This window comes from Enterococcus casseliflavus (genome assembly GCF_029215545.1).
Classification (GTDB): domain Bacteria; phylum Bacillota; class Bacilli; order Lactobacillales; family Enterococcaceae; genus Enterococcus_D; species Enterococcus_D casseliflavus.
Map to the genome: position 1 here is coordinate 1,660,597 of NZ_CP119393.1, position 16,005 is coordinate 1,676,601.

Consider the following 16,005-nt stretch of genomic DNA (forward strand, 5'->3'; position numbering starts at 1 on the left):
AAGTAATTTAGGAGGCGATTGCGTGATCTCGAGTGACGGAATTCGCGGCTATAACGACGCAATCATTTTATCCATTCTTTCCAATGAAGATTCTTATGGATATGAAATATCCAAGCGTATTCGCGAAGGAACAGATGCTTTATATGTGATCAAAGAAACGACGTTGTATTCCGCTTTTACTCGGTTAGAAAAACAAGGATTGATCCGCTCATATCCTGGAGAAGTGACGCATGGCAAAAAGCGGACGTATTACCAGATAACTGCAGACGGAAGAGCAAGCCTTACGGAGAAACTATTGGAGTGGCAGCAGACAAAGATCGTCGTTGACCAGTTCTTACAAGGAGGAGACAAATGAAAACCATTCATGACTATCTAGACAGCTTATTTTTATCAGTACCCATCACACCGGAAACCAAAAAGGCGAAAGAAGACCTCTTAGCGATTATGGAAGACCACTACTTAGAACTGATTCACCAAGGGAAAAGCGAGCATGAAGCCATCGGTGCAGTAATCAGTGAGTTTGGTTCCGTAGATGAGCTGTTGCAAGAGTTAAATGTTTCAAAAGAAGAAGCGCCGATTGATGATTGGTCCGATGCCATCACAGAAGACGATGCGTTTGATTATTGGGGAACTGTGCGACACTTTGCTTTCTCGTTATCTATAGGAATCGGTTTTTGTATCGCATCCCTAGCAGCCTTGATGCTCTTTGTTAGTATATATGCTGAGACCTTTGGAATAATGGTGATGTTTCTTTTTATCGCCATCGGGGTCGGTTTTATTATCTCTAGCAGTTTGCACTTTTCCGGTGCTCGTAAACAGTTGGATGATCGTCCAATAAAAAGGGATGCCAAACGAGAAGCCGCTCAGCAACTCGCAAATTATGAAAAAAGTTTTCGTATTGGTCTTGTTTTAGGAATTGGTGCCTGTATTTTATCAATTGCGCCTGTACTTTTAAGTGAAGTGTTTTATTATTCTGTTGAGTTTGGGATTTCCTTGTTTTTCTTGACGGTTGCAGCAGGTGTGTTCTTTATTATTTATGTAAGTATTATCCGTACAGGCTTTGCGAAGCTGGCAACTGAGACGTATTTTATTCGCGACGAAGACCATCCGGGGGATCGAGCAACACGTCATAAATATGGCGAATCCGCTGGTAGAGTTACCTTTTTTCGAACAGTCTACTGGCCAGTGATTTTGGTCGTTTACATGCTTTGGTCCTTCATGTTTCATGCATGGGCTTACTCTTGGGTCATTTTTGTTATTGGTGGTGTCTTAGAGGACTACTTTATCGGACATACGAAAGCTAAAAAATAGAAGACACTTCAATCGAGAGTGCTTTCTTTACTTTTAAAAAAAGGAAGATTATAATACACCTTGTAACTGAACCAATCAAAAAAGAACAGCGAGAAATATGGTTCTCTCAATGCTTTTTTTAAGTTCAGAATACAAGAAAAGAGGCAATGAATATGTTAGAAATTCATTATCTGAAAAATGGCAGCAAAGAAATAGCAACAGTCGAATCTCCGGAGCGCTTTCTCGCAAGTCAATACTTGGAAGTTCCACCTTTTCAAGACCATTACCCAGTCGAAGAAGTTTTTTTAGACGGTAAGCGGATTACATTGAGGGATCGAACGATCAGTGGATTGTTCAACTATTTAAATACTAAATAAAAAATTGCCTTTTTCTATGGCTCACTTTACTTGGTGAGGAATCATAGGAAGAGGCAATCTTTTTTATTTAATTGAGAATGAGAGGTGTAATTGAGAATCTAACAAGTAGGGAATTGAAATGGAAACGATTAGTCAAACTTACAACTATACTCTATTTGTATTGGATAGGAAATAAATATGCTCATTTCTGAGGAGGATAACATTTTTTTTGACTATTTCTGAATAAACTATTGCTTTTTATAGTTAGATATACTAATAATTAATAGAGATTATTCTCAAATAATTATTCTAATTGGAGGAAATGATATGTCATTAATTGGAAAAGAGATTGGTTCATTCGAAGCGAAAGCTTACCACAATGGAAAATTTATCGATGTTTCATCAGAAGATTTTAAAGGAAAATGGAACGTTGTTTGTTTTTACCCTGCAGATTTCTCATTTGTTTGTCCGACAGAGCTTGAAGATTTGCAAGATCAATATGCATCATTAAAAGAATTAGGCGCAGAAGTTTATTCTGTATCAACAGATACTCATTACACTCATAAAGCATGGCATGATCATTCTGATGCCATCAATAAAATCGAATATATCATGATTGCAGATCCTTCTCATGTGATCTCAGAGATCTTTGATGTACTAGATGAAGCTTCTGGGTTGTCTCAACGTGGAACATTCATCATCGATCCAGATGGCGTAGTCCAAACAGTTGAGATCAATGCGGACGGTATCGGTCGTGATGCTAGTGGCTTGATCGATAAAATCCGTGCTGCCCAATATGTCCGTACTCATCCAGGTGAAGTATGTCCTGCAAAATGGAAAGAAGGCGAAGAAACTTTAACGCCAAGCTTAGACCTTGTAGGCAAGATTTAGGAGGCTCTCATGGCATTAGATAAGGCAATCAAAGACCAACTGACGCAGTATCTCGCGATGCTAGAATCAGAGGTTGTTTTTGCGGCAACTTTTGGTGAGGATGATTCTTCCACAAAAGTACGTGAATTCTTAGAAGAAATCGCAGAAATGTCGCCAAAAATCACTATCCAAGCTGTAGCAAGTGAACGGACACCAAGCTTTTCGATCAATCGTCCCGGTGAAGAAAGCGGCATCGCTTTTGCTGGTTTACCGTTAGGACATGAGTTCACTTCGTTTATTTTAGCGTTGCTTCAAGTAAGCGGTCGTCCGCCGAAAATTGACGAAGCACTTCAAAAGCGCATCAAAGCGATCGATAAGCCATTACATTTTGAAACCTATGTCAGTTTGACCTGCCATAACTGTCCTGATGTTGTTCAAGCGTTAAATATCATGGCAGTGCTAAATCCTTCCATCAGTCACACCATGATCGAAGGTGGGATGTTCAAAGAAGAAATTGACAAGAAAAAAATTATGGCTGTGCCAACCGTCTTTTTAGACGGTGAAGAATTTGCAAGCGGCCGCCAAACGATCGAACAGTTGTTGGAAAAAGCAGCTGGTCCGACGAGTAAAGATGACTTTGCTGAAAAAGAGCTTTTCGATGTGTTAGTTGTCGGTGGCGGACCTGCAGGCGGAAGCGCAGCGATTTATGCAGCGCGTAAAGGCATCAATACTGGGATGGTCGTCGAAACAATGGGTGGACAAGTAATGGAAACCCTGGGGATCGAAAACATGATCGGTACTCCTTATACCGAAGGACCAAAATTAATGCGTCAGGTAGAAGAGCACATCAACGAATACAATGTAGACGTGATGAAAGGGCAGCGTGCGAAAGATATTCGTCGCAATGATGTCATCGAAGTTGAATTAGAAAATGGTGCAGTATTAAAAACCAAAACGGCCATTTTAGCAACTGGCGCTCGCTGGCGTAACATCAATGTTCCAGGAGAAAAAGAATTCAAAAATAAAGGTGTTGCCTATTGCCCACATTGTGACGGTCCGTTATTTGCTGGGAAAGAGGTTGCTGTCATTGGCGGCGGAAACTCTGGGATCGAAGCAGCGATCGATTTAGCTGGCATGGCAAAACACGTCTATGTTCTTGAATTTTTACCGGAACTAAAAGCGGACCTTGTGCTACAAAACCGTTTGAACACGTTAGAAAATGTGACTGTTATTACGAATGCGGCAACGAAGGAAATTGCTGGATCCGATCATGTCGAACAATTGACCTACGTTGATCGAGAAACGAATGGCGAATTCACATTAGCTGTTGAAGGTGTCTTCATTTTGATTGGCTTAATGCCGAATACTGAATGGTTAAAAGACCGTATCGTTTTAAACGAGCGTAATGAGATCGTGGTAGACAAACACGGTGCAACCAATATTGAAGGGGTCTTTGCAGCAGGGGATTGTACCGATAGTGTATACAAACAGATCATCACTTCAATGGGTTCAGGTGCCACTGCGGCATTAGGTGCCTTTGATCACCTGATTCGCTCGTAAGCGCCTTGCATCATTTAAAATCAAAAAACGTCTCAGGGGCTTCTAGGAGCTGCTGAGCGTTTTTTCTTTTTAATGACTTTAGTCAGTTTCGTTCGCGTAGCGTACGAAACAAAAAAACCGCGCGTTTCTACGCGTGGACGAAATAGCTTTAGCGATAAAAAACTCCTTTCGATATACTAATAGTGGCTACCAACCGCATATCAGATCGAAAGGAGTTTTTTTATGTCTAACGACGATAAAAGTTTAGCACATACCAGATGGAATTGTAAGTATCACATAGTCTTCACCCCGAAGTATCGACGAAAAGTGATTTATGGAAAGTTAAGAGTAAGTATTGGTCAGATATTAAGAAAATTGTGTGAGATGAAAGATGTTGAAATCATTGAAGCTCATGCCATGCCTGACCATATTCATATGTTAGTAAGAATACCACCAAAGATTAGTATTTCTAGTTTTATGGGCTACTTAAAAGGACGAAGTGCAACCTTAATCCATGAAAAACATGCGAATTTGAAATATAAGTATGGGAATAAAAGCTTTTGGTCCAAAGGATACTACGTGAGTACGGTTGGATTAAATCAAAAAACAATTGAAAAATATATTCGAGAACAAGAAGCAGATGATCGAATAAGAGATAGTATAAGTAAACAAGAGTATGTAGATCCATTTAAATAGTTAAAGAGAGATAGGGCTGTGAGCGGTTGGTGGTCATTTAAAAAGCCCCTTTTAAGGGGCTAGCGAGTGGTGAGCCCTTCTAGGGCTGTTAAAAAGCCACCCGTTTCACGGGTGGATATTTACTGTAAGGGCAGTTTGGGTGCAGTTGACAGAAGGACAGCTTCTATATTACAATGAAAAAAACTCGTTCAAAAAAGAAAGAGGTATATTGATGAGTGTCGTAGGTATCTAATCAGCCAATTAAAACAAATAAGCAAAAACAGACTGTTTATTTGTTGTGCCTGTAGATACCGATAAAAATCGTTATTGATGAATCAGGTGATGGGAGACTATCGCTTTTTTTGTACACTTTTTTGGACGGGGATCTGATCGGAATCCTCAGGCACAAGAAAGGATAACTCATGAAGATACCTCAAGCAACTGAATTTGAACAAATTAAAGAACAAGTAAGTAAAAAAATAATCAGCGATTACGGCAAAGCGCGCTTTGCGAATGAAAAACCAGCAGCGACGATCCACTCTGCCCAAAAACGAGTGACAGAGACCACTGAAGCGATGGCACTATTAGCTGCTGGTCGTCAAGTGCCTTTTATGGGGCTGCAGCATGTCTTACACCATACGGAGAAAATTGAAAAAGGGTTTGTTTTAGAACCACAGGAGCTTATCGAATATGGAGACTTTTTACGGTCTTTTCGAATTATCCGTCAATTGTTCGAAAAGAATCAATCGATTGCCCCAAGATTACATCAATATGCACAAGGGTTAGAAGACTTTTCTGAAATCGCCGAAATGATTTTCCAAAAGATTCGCAATGGTCAGGTTGATAGTAATGCCAGCCGAGAATTGCGGAAAATTCGCGGTACGATCGAAAAATATGAAGCTGATCTGAAAAAAGTTTTTGCAAAGTTTTTTAAGGAAAGTCGCTATTTACAAGAAAATCGTGTCATCAAAAAGAACGACCGATATACGTTACCTGTGCGTGCTGAATTTCAACAGCAATTTAACGGAACGATCATCGAACGTTCCAATAAACGAGCGACTGTCTTTATTGAGCCGGAGGCAGCTGCCCGTTTAAATGATCGATTGATCTTGGCGCAAGCAGAAGAAACAGCCGCTCAATACCAAGTGTTGTCAGAGTTGACAGGAGCGATCGCCGAACAAATGAACGCCGTGTTTGCCTGTCTTGACATTTTAGTTGTGCTGGATATTATTTTTGCTCGGGGAAAATATTGTCGAGAAATCAATGGGCAGGCGATAACTATGACTGAGGAAGAAGTTTTGCTTTTTGATCAAGTCCGTCATCCTTTGCTGGGGAGTGATGCGGTTCCTCTTTCTTTAAAACTTGGCGAAGAAAACCGCTGCATGGTCATCACGGGTCCAAATGCTGGAGGCAAGACCGTCGTCTTAAAAACCGTTGGACTTGTTTGCGCCATGGCTCATTATGGCTTATTTCCAGCACACAATGGCAAAAGCACTGTTCCGTTTTTAAAAAGTCTTTGGATGGATATTGGCGATCAACAAAGTCTGGAAAATTCTTTAAGTACCTTCTCTGGACACATGTCGAACATTGCTCAGATTATGAAGAATGCTACCCGACACAGTATTGTTTTATTGGATGAAATCGGCAGCGGCACTGAGCCCAATGAAGGGGCTGCTTTGGCGATCGCCATCATGGAATCCATCTATCGCTCAGGAGCTTTAATGATCGCAACAACGCATTATGGTGAAATCAAGCAGTTTGCCGTCGATCATCAAGATTTCGAAACAGCGGCAATGGCTTTTGATGCCAAAACCTTGACACCAAAATATCGTTTGCTGACGAATGCAGTCGGTGATAGTAATGCGTTTTGGATTGCCGAAAAGATGGCAATCCCCGTTGACGTAGTCCAAAAAGCAAAGGAATATTTAAAGCATAAAACCTATTCTTTTGAGAAGCAGCCTTTTGAAAAGGGGAAGAAACAACCCCCTCAACAAGAAGCCAAGATAGATCTTATTTTTCAAAAAGGAGACTTGGTCTTTTCAACAGAACATAACCAGCGCGGGCTTTTTTATGAGTATTTGGAACAAGGACAAGCGAAAATTTCAATTGAGAAACAATTTTTTGTTGTTGCCGCACGTCGCTTGCAACTCCTCACAAAGCGAGAGGTGCTCTATCCCGCAGGTTATGATCTTGATCAGCTATTCGTTGAGTTTGCGCAGCGCAAGTTTACTCGAGATATTGAACGGGGATCAAAAAAAGCGCAGAAGCAGTTACGAAAAGCAGCGCAAGAACGGCAAACCAATCGACCCGTGGATTGATAGATTAAGAAAACTTTCAATCGATAGACCAAAATCAAGCAAGCAGTCCTTTTTCAGCACCTAGAAAAAGGACTGCTTTTTTTAAATGTTCGTTTTTTTAATAACGTCCTTTATCGATGCCGTTCCTTTGTTTGGATGATTATTTTGGTTTTTTTTTCTTTATAGAGCAGAAAATATTCGAAATATCTAAATTCTTTAAGAAAAGTTAAAGAAAAATAAAAATAACAGAGAATTGGTTGTATCTTTATTCGAGGAAGGGTACCATTCATATTGGATTGAAAAATAACATATAACCTTGTTAGGTGAGGCTCCTATACAAACACAAGCTATTGCGCAGAAACGTCGAAAGACGCCAATGTGTAAAACAGGAATTGTCGGATTAAGGCTTTTCATAAAATAGCTAAGAGAGCAAATGACTTTCTTTACGTTGTATAGTGCTAAAACTCGGACGATGAGATTGCTGCTAAAGTCTGACGTCCTAAGAGAAGTGAGACTTTTTTGCTTTTCTTTCTGATGGATGACGAAGCTCATAGAGCAAAATAACTGGTACCGTCTGAACACCTACTCCAAGGCAAGAGGAGTGGAAGCAATGATAGAAAAAAAGAAGATCGATTGGCTGCTGATCATAGCTTATTTGCTATTGAGCCTTATCGGTCTTTTAATGATTTATAGTGCAAGTTCATACCGTTTATTAACGAGAGATCAACCACCAGCGTCGCTATTTATCCGTCAATTGGTCTTTTTGTTACTTAGCTGGGTTCTTTTATTCATTATTCAGCGGACGCGAAGAGAGATTTTGCTTAGCAAATACTTAGCGATCGGTCTGCTAGCATTTGGGATCTTTACCTTGCTCTTAGCTCGTTTGCCCTTTTTCGGTGTCTCTGTTAATGGGGCACAACGCTGGGTCTCGATCGCAGGGATTCAATTTCAACCATCAGAGATTGTGAATGTAGGGATGGTCTTGTACCTTGCTCATTACTTTCAAACTGCAAAAACCACCTTGCAGGAAATGAAACGTCCGCTTTTCGTTTTGTTTTTGTGCTGTGTGTTGATCCTGATTCAACCGAAAGTAGCCGGTGTGATGATTTTACTCTTTCTAGCATTTGTCATGATAACTACGGTACAAGTCCCCGTGAAGCTGACGGCTCTTTTATTTGGTGGCTTAGTGATCAGTCTATTCCTGGTTGCCCTGTTGATCATGTTTTTAGGCGACAATGATTTATTGCCCCACATGTTTATGCACGTATATAACCGAATTCGCTTAGTAGGCGATCCATTCTCCGACCCTTACAATCAGGGGTTCCAAATGATCCATTCTTACTATGCTTTATTTAATGGAGGGCTTACTGGTCTCGGTTTAGGAAACAGTATTACGAAAAAAGGCTTTTTACCAGTTGCGGAAACCGATTTTATTTTTTCCGTTTTAGTAGAAGAGCTTGGCTTGCTTTTCGGGATTTTTGTTATTGGCTTATTATTCGTAATCATCTTACGTTTATTTATTCGTTCCGCAGCTATTGAAAACCCTCAGATTGGATTGATATTGCTAGGAACAAGTACATTACTTTTGTTGCAAACAAGTATCAATATAGCCAGTATTTTAGGGTTGATGCCGATGACGGGGGTACCGTTACCATTTATCAGCTATGGTGGCTCCAGTTACTTTATTCTTTCATTTGCCTTTAGTATGTGCCTGAAATTAGAGCGAGAGGAGGGCAAACGAAATGAAGTTCCTCAAACGACATGATGCAAACTATGCCTTGCTGCTACCCGTTTTTCTACTTTTTTTGCTAAGCATTTGGGTACAACATCAAGCTTCTGTAATGGATGGCAATGATCCTTCTGGAATCGTTTTTCGACAGATCGTTTTTTGTGTTCTATCCGCCATCGCGCTCTTCGTTACGAGTTTGATCCCAACCAATTTGCTCTTACGCTTTTCGGGTCTTTTGTATGTATTGGCGCTAGGTTTGATGGCTTCTCTTCATTGGTTCTACGATCAAACGATGTTTGAGCAGACGCATACCAAACGCTGGATCAGAATCGGCGACTTTACCATTCAGCCCTCAGAGTTTATGAAAGTGGCCTTTATGCTTTTTATGGTCTATCTCACCTTAGTATATGAAAAACGAAAAGCCGAACGGACCATTAAATCTGATTTGATCTACGTCACTAAGATCTTGCTTTATAGTATACCGACATTTCTATTGATGTTTATGCAACGGGACTTTGGTACGAGTTTAGTGTTTATTGTGATGTTAGGGGCTTTATTTATTATCTCGGGTGTTCATTGGAAAATTTTGACCGTAGTGATCGGTTTGATCGCAGCCCTCGGCGCTATTTTATTGCTGCTCGTGTTTACGGAATGGGGCAATCGTGTCTTGTTTCGACTTCATTTCTCGCAGTATCAATTAGACCGAGTGCGAGCTTGGGCAGATCCCCTAGCGTACCAAGACTCTATCGCGTTCCAACAAGTTCGCAGTATGTGGGCGATTGGCTCAGGAGGCTTATTGGGAGCGCCTGACACCCATACGACAGTGTACGTGCCGGTTCGTGAATCAGATATGATTTTTACAGTTATTGGTGAAACCTATGGCTTTTTAGGAAGTACCTTAGTGATCTTCTTGTATTTTTATCTCATCTATCAAATCATCTTCGCCGCGTTAAAAACGAATAACAAGGCGTCGGTCTATATCGCCATCACGTACGTTTTTGGCTTAGTCTTTCAGATCTTTGAAAATATCGGAGCGGCGATTGGGTTGCTGCCATTAACGGGAATTCCTCTACCATTCTTAAGCCAAGGAGGAACCTCGTTGATTGCGATCAGTATTGCGATGGGAATTATTTTCGGGTTAGAAAAATTCCCGACTAAAGCGAAGAAACGATCGTACGCATTAAAAGAAAGTAGGGGATTAACATGAGCAAGACAGCAAAACAAGGGGTGATAGGTGGACTGCTTTGTAGCTGTTTCGCATGGTTGTTTTTCCTTGTAGCATTAGAGCCGCATTGGTTCCAAACGCTTGATACCCTGTTTTCCCACGTGCCTCAATGGCGGACGGCTACAGTAGAAGCGATTTTTGTTCCGCTTGCTAGCACGGCAACGATCGTCCCGATAGCGGCTATTCATTTTCTATTGGCAGCAATTTTGTTTCTTCGGAAGAAACGGATCGAGAGTTTTTGGTTGATGGGAAATATGATCATAATCAGTGGTGTTGGCCAAGTGATCAAGAAATTCGTTGATCGCCCAAGACCGGAGTTTGCTGACAGTATGGAACGGGCGTCCGCCAGTTTTCCAAGTGGGCATACGCTATTAGCGACCACGCTAACTATTTCTCTCCTCTTTTTCTTCGCACAAACAGTGCCTGGCAAAAGAGGCAAACGTCCTATTAGCCAAAAACTAGCTATGTTTTTGGGATTGGTTTATTTACTGCTTATTATGATGAGCCGCTTGCTATTTGGGGTTCACTATCCTAGTGACTTGTTAGCGAGTATCTTGTTGGCAAGTGGAATCAGCTCGATTACGTGTTCAATAGTTTTTTCAATAAAAAAAAGGGTGCTTAGGGGGGAATAAATTGAGTTTGGTAAAAAAAATAATTATTGTATTTTTGGCTTTGCTTACAGTGGTTGTGGCATCGGGGACTGCGTACGGAATCAAAGTATATTTTCAAGTTGAAAATGTTGCGCACTCGATTCATCGGCCGATAGAAGGAAGACAAGAAGCAGAGGTGATAGAAAACACAGAGCCTTTAAGTCTGCTTTTGCTAGGAATTGCCAATGATGCTCGCCGGCAAACAGATTATCGTGCCAATACGATCATGATTGCAACGTTGAATCCAGTTACGAAAAAAACGACACTTACGAGTATTCCCAGGGATGCGTATGTTGAAATTGTTGGTCAAGGATATGAAGATAAAATCAACCACGCACATTCCTTTGGCGGAGCAAAGATGATGATTGAAACAGTGGAACAATACCTTAATGTTCCGATTCATCATTATTTTTCTTTAAATATGGATGGTATGGCAGATCTAGTTGATGCGATTGGCGGTATTACCGTTGAAAACGATTTTGCATTTACTGCTGAGGATATCTATTTTGAAGAAGGTATCCTTGATTTGGATGGCTGGGAAGCACTTCAATATACCCGTATGCGCAAAGAAGACCCTGAAGGTGACTATGGACGCCAACGTCGTCAGCGAGAAGTGACAGAGATTTTGGCCAATGAATTAGTTTCTCTATCAAGCGTGATGCGGATTCAGGATCTGTTAACGATTATTGGGGAAAATGGTGAAACAGATTTAACGTTTTCTCAGATGAGTCAACTATTCACCCAATATCAATCGGCACTCGTTACTGTCGAATCTTACCAAATGGCGGGTACTGGGTTCACTGGCGATGGCTTTAGAGGTGAATACGGCATCTCTTATCAAGAAGTGTCGCCTGAAGAACAACAAGCGACGAGTCAGCGTTTAAAAAGCGAACTAATGCTTGATTAAGTAAGCCTTGGGTTTAATTAGTAATAACACCACTTCCTCTTTGTTCCTCTAGTAAATCGTGATTAGAGTTGACAGCTGCTTTTCCTCAGGATACTCTTTAGTCAAGCAAAGCAATTCGGCTTGAAGGGTAGCAAGAGCCTGTTCGGAAAAGGACTGTTAACTCTTTATTTGTTGCTATATCGTTTGGTTAAAAGTTACAAGGGGGGAAAAGAATGACTATCATCTTTAATGATCAATTACCAGCGGATTCAAATCAGATACTCGCTTTGTATAAATGTGTTGGCTGGGTCGCCTATACGAAAGAGCCAGAGCGACTATTAAATGGCCTAGCTCAGTCGCAGGTGATCACTGCCTTTGTTGAAGAGCAGCTAGTCGGACTTATTCGATGTATAACCGATGGACAAACCATTCTTTATATTCAGGATCTGTTAGTAGCGCCAGCATTCCAACGTCAAAAAATTGGCCAGCGATTGCTCAAAAAAATGCTGGCGAATTATCCATCGATTCGACAAAAGGTTTTGATCACGGACAACACAGAGAAAACGCGCCGATTTTATGAGTCTTGCGGCTTTTCCTCTGTAGAAACGCAGCAAATTGCAGCATTTATTTATTCACCTAAAAACGAGTAGACAGTCAGGAATCCGATCGTTAGTTGAGAATGCTCAATCTATTAACGGTTTTTATGTTTGATAAAGGAGAGGAAGAGATGAAGCTGCGATTTGCGTTATTTGTGTTAAGTTTAGTGATTGGTGTTGGCGCCTGTGGAGGAAGCACACTGGCGTTTATGAGTATTGAGCCATTAAGGAAAGGACAGTCATTTGCTGGATTGGAATCGTCCATGCTCCAAGGAACGCCATTTACAACATTTCTGATTCCCGGGGTGTTTTTGCTAATTGTGTTAGGACTGGGCAATTTATTGGCAGCTATCCGATTGTGGCGCAACCAAGGATATCATGGCGAATTGCTTTTAGGCATCTGTTTAGTTATCTGGATCATTGTTCAAGTGATTTTATTAAGGGGCGGGAATGTTTTGCATCTGATTTTCTTAATGTTAGGTTTACTCCAGCTCGGTGTGGCAGCTTACTGTATCAAACACTTGCAACTCTCGGTTCCTTTTTCTGCTCATCAAAATTGATTTTGCAGAAGGATTTTATGGGTAAAATAATTAAATTAATCAAAAGTTTCCTGTGAAAAACGTGGATTTTTGAAAAAATATTCGCAAAAGGATCATTCGCTTAAAAAATTATGATAAACTGAAAGAAGTGAACGTATTTTCTAGAATCAGGAGGATCAATTATTGGAGTTTCTTAAAAAATCAAAAATTTTTGCAGGTCTGGTGATCGTCTGCCTTTTAGGGATCGCCGTCTGGATCTATTCAAATATACTGTTTGTTTTTCGACCATTAGAAGCAATCTTTTCTAGTGTCTTTTTACCTGTACTGATATCAATTTTTATTTTTTATATCTTTTTGCCTTTCTTTAATTGGGTAAAAAGAAGGACGAAAAAGAAAAGCATCGCGCTGTATGCGACACTGTTGTTGATCGTTTTTGCAGCTTATTTGATCATTCAGGTGATTGGACCCGCATTAGCCTATGAGATGGGACGCTTTATCAATCAAATACCCGTTATCATCAATTTGGTGATCGATAACATCGATCATTCCTATTTAGAGGAACTTTTCGGTCCTTTCATTGATTCGATCGATATTTCGCAAGCGAGTAATTTCGCTTTGCAGTTTATTACAGGGGCAACGAATAGTCTGACGAGTTTGATCTCCATCGTTTCTCACTCAGCGATCGTTTTGTTTACGATCCCACTGCTCTTAGTCTATATGTTTAAAGACGGCGAGAAAGTGCCAGACTTTTTAGCAAACAAAACACCGAAAAAGTACCAAGGATTGATGCGTCAATTATGCAGTGATTTCCACCAAGCAGCGTCTGCTTATATTGGCGGGAAATTGCTTGTATGTTCGTACGTTGCCGTTTCCAGTTATTTGATTTTTTCTTTGCTAGGTTTGCAGAATGCGTTGCTTTTAGGCCTGATTTGCGGTGTCTTGGATATCATCCCATACTTCGGACCATTTATCGGAGCGGCACCCGCATTTCTATTTGCTTTAAGTTTAGATATCCGTACCGCCATTTTATTGGTAGTGGGCATCACGATCATTCAATTGGGTGAATCGTATCTAGTTTCACCTCTAGTAATGAATAAAGTGTTGCATATCCATCCGATTATTGCGGTGTTCTTATTATTGATCGCCGGCAACTTGCTGGGATTTGTTGGTATGATCGTTGCACTTCCAGTGTATTCGATCATTATGGCGATGTCTGGCACGCTACTCCGTTTTTTCCAGGAACGCAAACTAGAACGTTCTGTGATCGATAAGGAGTCATTGTAACAATAAAACTTGCTGTTGAAGAAATCTTCATCAGCAAGTTTTTTGTTTTAGATGACACATAGCACGGTACAAAGACTCATGCTATACTGATTGAAACGAAAACGACGATAGGAGTGAGGAAATGAAGGTTTTGTGGAATGATCAGATCGTTGATCGAGAGGCAGTGAGAATTGATATCGAAGACCGTGGCTATCAGTATGGTGATGGGATCTATGAAGTTATCCGAATATATAATGGCCACTGTTTTATGTTAGCGGAGCATATGGCTCGATTGGAAAGCAGTGCACAAAAAATTAAGCTAACGTTACCCTATTCGATTCCCCAATTGACTGAAAATCTAAAGTTACTCATAAAGACTGAAGGAATCACAGAAGGAGAAATCTATCTTCAGATCACCCGAGGAATCGCTTCTCCGAGAAATCACGAGTTTCCACCAGCTGGATCGGTCAAAGGGGTGGTGACGGCAAATGTGATCCCCTTTGAACGACCAGATGAAATGCAGCAAGCAGGGCTTTCGGCAACCATCCTTCCTGATGAACGCTGGTTGCATTGTGATATCAAATCATTGAGTTTGTTAGGGAACCTTTTGGCGCTGGATCAAGCGATCGAAGCTGGTTTCGATGATGCGTTACTGCAACGAGATGGCTTTTTTACAGAAGCATCTGCATCCAATCTCTGGTTTGTCATTGATGGAATCGTCTGTACTCATCCGGACGGGCGCTTGGTGTTACCGGGGATCACGAAAATGAAGGTGCTTCAGTTGTGTCGGCAATTAGAAATTCCCTATCGAGAAGAACCCGTCCCGATTGAGGCACTACGCAACACGCAAGAGTGTTTCTTGACCAACTCGGTTTGGGAAATCGTTCCGATCGTTGCCATTGATGGGAAACCAGTTGGCACTGGCGTATTGGGTTCAATCACGAAGCAATTGCAAGCAGCGTATATCGCTGCCACAAAGAATAAAAGCGATTCATTGTGATTATGTAATAGAAACCACCTAAAAAAGCTTTGGCAACACCCAGTATTTTTAAGGCTGGGTGGGACCAAAGCTTTTTCTTGCGTTGAAAATTATTTCTTACCATTCACTAGGGTTCCACAACTTCCCATCAAGTTCTCCTTGTTTCAATTCGATGCGGGTTTCTTGCTGCTGCAACAACTGTCCCAGCTCTTGCAAAAATGCTTTTTCGTGGTAATCAATGGTTTCTTGAATGGATTGTTCTATCAGCGGTGTTAGCCAATCATGACCCATCAAAGCACCTCCAATTCAGCTAAAGCATCTTCTAATTCGATCAATGTTTCATGGTTTTCCTGCAACAGGGATAGCAAAGGAGAAAGCTGTGGTTTTTCAGAAACCAAATGCGCCAGCTTCTCAGCAAACCATTGTTGCTTTTGATCAAACGTAAAGGGAGCGGGCATCGATAATAATTGCTGATAGGCAATGACAAAGGCACGCTTTTCTTTTTCCGTTTTATACATCATTTGGTCAAGGACAACGATGGGTAACACGGTCATTTGGTGTTTTTTTGCCATCAGTACGAGTGGATGCAAAATTTCGTTAAAGGTCGTATTTTCTCGACCACCTAACTGAAATTCTTTGGCAGCAACACCAGTAGAAACGGCAAAACTGATTTCTTTTCCCACCAATGCAGGCGCACAATTTTCCCAAACTGTATCGATCCAAGCTTTCATTTTTGCTGGAACACTGTACCAATATAAGGGGAATTGTAAAACCAAACGGTCACAGTTTTGCAGCAGCGCCTGTTCATCGGCAAGAGAAAAGTCAGAAAGATCATCAAGAAAATGAATGGTGACATTAGGAAGTTTGGCACTTTCACTGAAAAAACGTTGGGAAAGTGAGTTGCGGAAATCCGGGTGGCTAGCCACCACTAAGGTTTTTATCATGAGATTGATCATCCTTTCCTACTACATGTACCATATTTTACCAGAAAGGGAAACTAGTCTGCTTTGCTTTTCGTAGTGTTCGTCCTCTTTTAGTTTGATTTAAGGTACCTCGTCTATATTTATTGATAAGGAAGTGTCAGTAACAACTTACACGTGAAGGAAATGGG

Annotated in this window: 17 protein-coding genes and 1 riboswitch; of the genes, 15 read left to right on the top strand and 2 right to left on the bottom strand. The window is 41.0% G+C overall.

What is annotated here, in order from left to right; all coding sequences use genetic code 11:
- The first annotated feature begins 22 nt into the window (after positions 1-22).
- The 15 genes from P0G38_RS08045 (at position 23) to dat (ending at position 14,915) form a co-directional block, all read left to right on the top strand.
- Positions 23-355 (top strand): PadR family transcriptional regulator, encoded by a 333-nt coding sequence (locus tag P0G38_RS08045; RefSeq protein WP_005226229.1) that lies wholly within the window; start codon positions 23-25, stop codon positions 353-355.
- Positions 352-1,311, top strand: coding sequence for a permease prefix domain 1-containing protein (locus P0G38_RS08050; RefSeq protein WP_074536724.1), 960 nt, complete (start codon positions 352-354; stop codon positions 1,309-1,311). Before P0G38_RS08045 ends, P0G38_RS08050 begins: the two co-directional genes overlap by 4 nt.
- Before the next feature lie 152 nt (positions 1,312-1,463).
- Entirely contained in the window at positions 1,464-1,667 is a 204-nt protein-coding gene (locus P0G38_RS08055) for a hypothetical protein (protein ID WP_010748444.1), read from the top strand.
- A 306-nt stretch (positions 1,668-1,973) separates the two neighbouring features.
- A complete protein-coding gene (gene ahpC / locus P0G38_RS08060; protein WP_005226227.1) occupies positions 1,974-2,537 on the top strand; it encodes an alkyl hydroperoxide reductase subunit C in 564 nt (187 codons plus the stop codon).
- A 9-nt stretch (positions 2,538-2,546) separates the two neighbouring features.
- On the top strand, positions 2,547-4,076 hold the full coding sequence (ahpF, locus tag P0G38_RS08065; protein ID WP_275855004.1) for an alkyl hydroperoxide reductase subunit F: 1,530 nt from the start codon (positions 2,547-2,549) through the stop codon (positions 4,074-4,076).
- A 222-nt stretch (positions 4,077-4,298) separates the two neighbouring features.
- Positions 4,299-4,751, top strand: coding sequence for an IS200/IS605 family transposase (gene tnpA / locus P0G38_RS08070; protein ID WP_008382269.1), 453 nt, complete (start codon positions 4,299-4,301; stop codon positions 4,749-4,751).
- Positions 4,752-5,152: 401 nt separating this feature from the next.
- Entirely contained in the window at positions 5,153-7,048 is a 1,896-nt protein-coding gene (locus P0G38_RS08075) for an endonuclease MutS2 (RefSeq protein ID WP_275855008.1), read from the top strand.
- Positions 7,049-7,335: 287 nt separating this feature from the next.
- A riboswitch (M-box (ykoK) riboswitch) is annotated at positions 7,336-7,511 on the top strand.
- Positions 7,512-7,637: 126 nt separating this feature from the next.
- A complete protein-coding gene (locus P0G38_RS08080; protein WP_074933644.1) occupies positions 7,638-8,792 on the top strand; it encodes an FtsW/RodA/SpoVE family cell cycle protein in 1,155 nt (384 codons plus the stop codon).
- Positions 8,770-9,963 carry an FtsW/RodA/SpoVE family cell cycle protein gene (locus P0G38_RS08085; RefSeq protein WP_005226223.1) on the top strand — a complete coding sequence of 398 codons (1,194 nt, stop codon included), beginning with the start codon at positions 8,770-8,772 and terminating at the stop codon, positions 9,961-9,963. The genes P0G38_RS08080 and P0G38_RS08085 overlap by 23 nt, the downstream gene beginning before the upstream one ends.
- A complete protein-coding gene (locus tag P0G38_RS08090) occupies positions 9,960-10,613 on the top strand; it encodes a phosphatase PAP2 family protein (protein ID WP_275855012.1) in 654 nt (217 codons plus the stop codon). Before P0G38_RS08085 ends, P0G38_RS08090 begins: the two co-directional genes overlap by 4 nt.
- Position 10,614: 1 nt before the next feature.
- Positions 10,615-11,538, top strand: a complete 924-nt coding sequence (locus tag P0G38_RS08095; protein WP_005226221.1) for an LCP family glycopolymer transferase — start codon at positions 10,615-10,617, stop codon at positions 11,536-11,538.
- Positions 11,539-11,750: 212 nt separating this feature from the next.
- Positions 11,751-12,167 (top strand): GNAT family N-acetyltransferase, encoded by a 417-nt coding sequence (locus tag P0G38_RS08100; RefSeq protein ID WP_275855015.1) that lies wholly within the window; start codon positions 11,751-11,753, stop codon positions 12,165-12,167.
- Between the two features lie 77 nt (positions 12,168-12,244).
- On the top strand, positions 12,245-12,673 hold the full coding sequence (locus P0G38_RS08105; RefSeq protein WP_275855017.1) for a hypothetical protein: 429 nt from the start codon (positions 12,245-12,247) through the stop codon (positions 12,671-12,673).
- Between the two features lie 162 nt (positions 12,674-12,835).
- Complete coding sequence (locus P0G38_RS08110; protein WP_010748435.1) at positions 12,836-13,936, top strand: AI-2E family transporter; 1,101 nt, start codon at positions 12,836-12,838, stop codon at positions 13,934-13,936.
- A 121-nt stretch (positions 13,937-14,057) separates the two neighbouring features.
- Positions 14,058-14,915 carry a D-amino-acid transaminase gene (dat, locus tag P0G38_RS08115; RefSeq protein ID WP_074536732.1) on the top strand — a complete coding sequence of 286 codons (858 nt, stop codon included), beginning with the start codon at positions 14,058-14,060 and terminating at the stop codon, positions 14,913-14,915.
- Positions 14,916-15,011: 96 nt separating this feature from the next.
- On the opposite strand, the gene P0G38_RS08120 is transcribed toward dat, so the two are convergent.
- Complete coding sequence (locus P0G38_RS08120; RefSeq protein WP_275855020.1) at positions 15,012-15,185, bottom strand: hypothetical protein; 174 nt, start codon at positions 15,183-15,185, stop codon at positions 15,012-15,014.
- Complete coding sequence (locus P0G38_RS08125) at positions 15,185-15,850, bottom strand: NAD(P)H-dependent oxidoreductase (RefSeq protein ID WP_201689210.1); 666 nt, start codon at positions 15,848-15,850, stop codon at positions 15,185-15,187. Before P0G38_RS08125 ends, P0G38_RS08120 begins: the two co-directional genes overlap by 1 nt.
- Positions 15,851-16,005: the final 155 nt, after the last annotated feature.

Excerpts from the sequence above, each read along its gene's own strand:
- P0G38_RS08050 (WP_074536724.1), top strand. The coding sequence starts at position 352 with ATGAAAACCATTCATGACTATCTAGACAGCTTATTTTTATCAGTACCC.
- P0G38_RS08055 (WP_010748444.1), top strand. The coding sequence starts at position 1,464 with ATGTTAGAAATTCATTATCTGAAAAATGGCAGCAAAGAAATAGCAACA.
- ahpC (WP_005226227.1), top strand. The coding sequence starts at position 1,974 with ATGTCATTAATTGGAAAAGAGATTGGTTCATTCGAAGCGAAAGCTTAC.
- ahpF (WP_275855004.1), top strand. The coding sequence starts at position 2,547 with ATGGCATTAGATAAGGCAATCAAAGACCAACTGACGCAGTATCTCGCG.
- tnpA (WP_008382269.1), top strand. The coding sequence starts at position 4,299 with ATGTCTAACGACGATAAAAGTTTAGCACATACCAGATGGAATTGTAAG.
- P0G38_RS08075 (WP_275855008.1), top strand. The coding sequence starts at position 5,153 with ATGAAGATACCTCAAGCAACTGAATTTGAACAAATTAAAGAACAAGTA.
- P0G38_RS08080 (WP_074933644.1), top strand. The coding sequence starts at position 7,638 with ATGATAGAAAAAAAGAAGATCGATTGGCTGCTGATCATAGCTTATTTG.
- P0G38_RS08085 (WP_005226223.1), top strand. The coding sequence starts at position 8,770 with ATGAAGTTCCTCAAACGACATGATGCAAACTATGCCTTGCTGCTACCC.
- P0G38_RS08090 (WP_275855012.1), top strand. The coding sequence starts at position 9,960 with ATGAGCAAGACAGCAAAACAAGGGGTGATAGGTGGACTGCTTTGTAGC.
- P0G38_RS08100 (WP_275855015.1), top strand. The coding sequence starts at position 11,751 with ATGACTATCATCTTTAATGATCAATTACCAGCGGATTCAAATCAGATA.
- P0G38_RS08105 (WP_275855017.1), top strand. The coding sequence starts at position 12,245 with ATGAAGCTGCGATTTGCGTTATTTGTGTTAAGTTTAGTGATTGGTGTT.
- dat (WP_074536732.1), top strand. The coding sequence starts at position 14,058 with ATGAAGGTTTTGTGGAATGATCAGATCGTTGATCGAGAGGCAGTGAGA.
- P0G38_RS08120 (WP_275855020.1), bottom strand. The coding sequence starts at position 15,185 with ATGGGTCATGATTGGCTAACACCGCTGATAGAACAATCCATTCAAGAA.
- P0G38_RS08125 (WP_201689210.1), bottom strand. The coding sequence starts at position 15,850 with ATGATCAATCTCATGATAAAAACCTTAGTGGTGGCTAGCCACCCGGAT.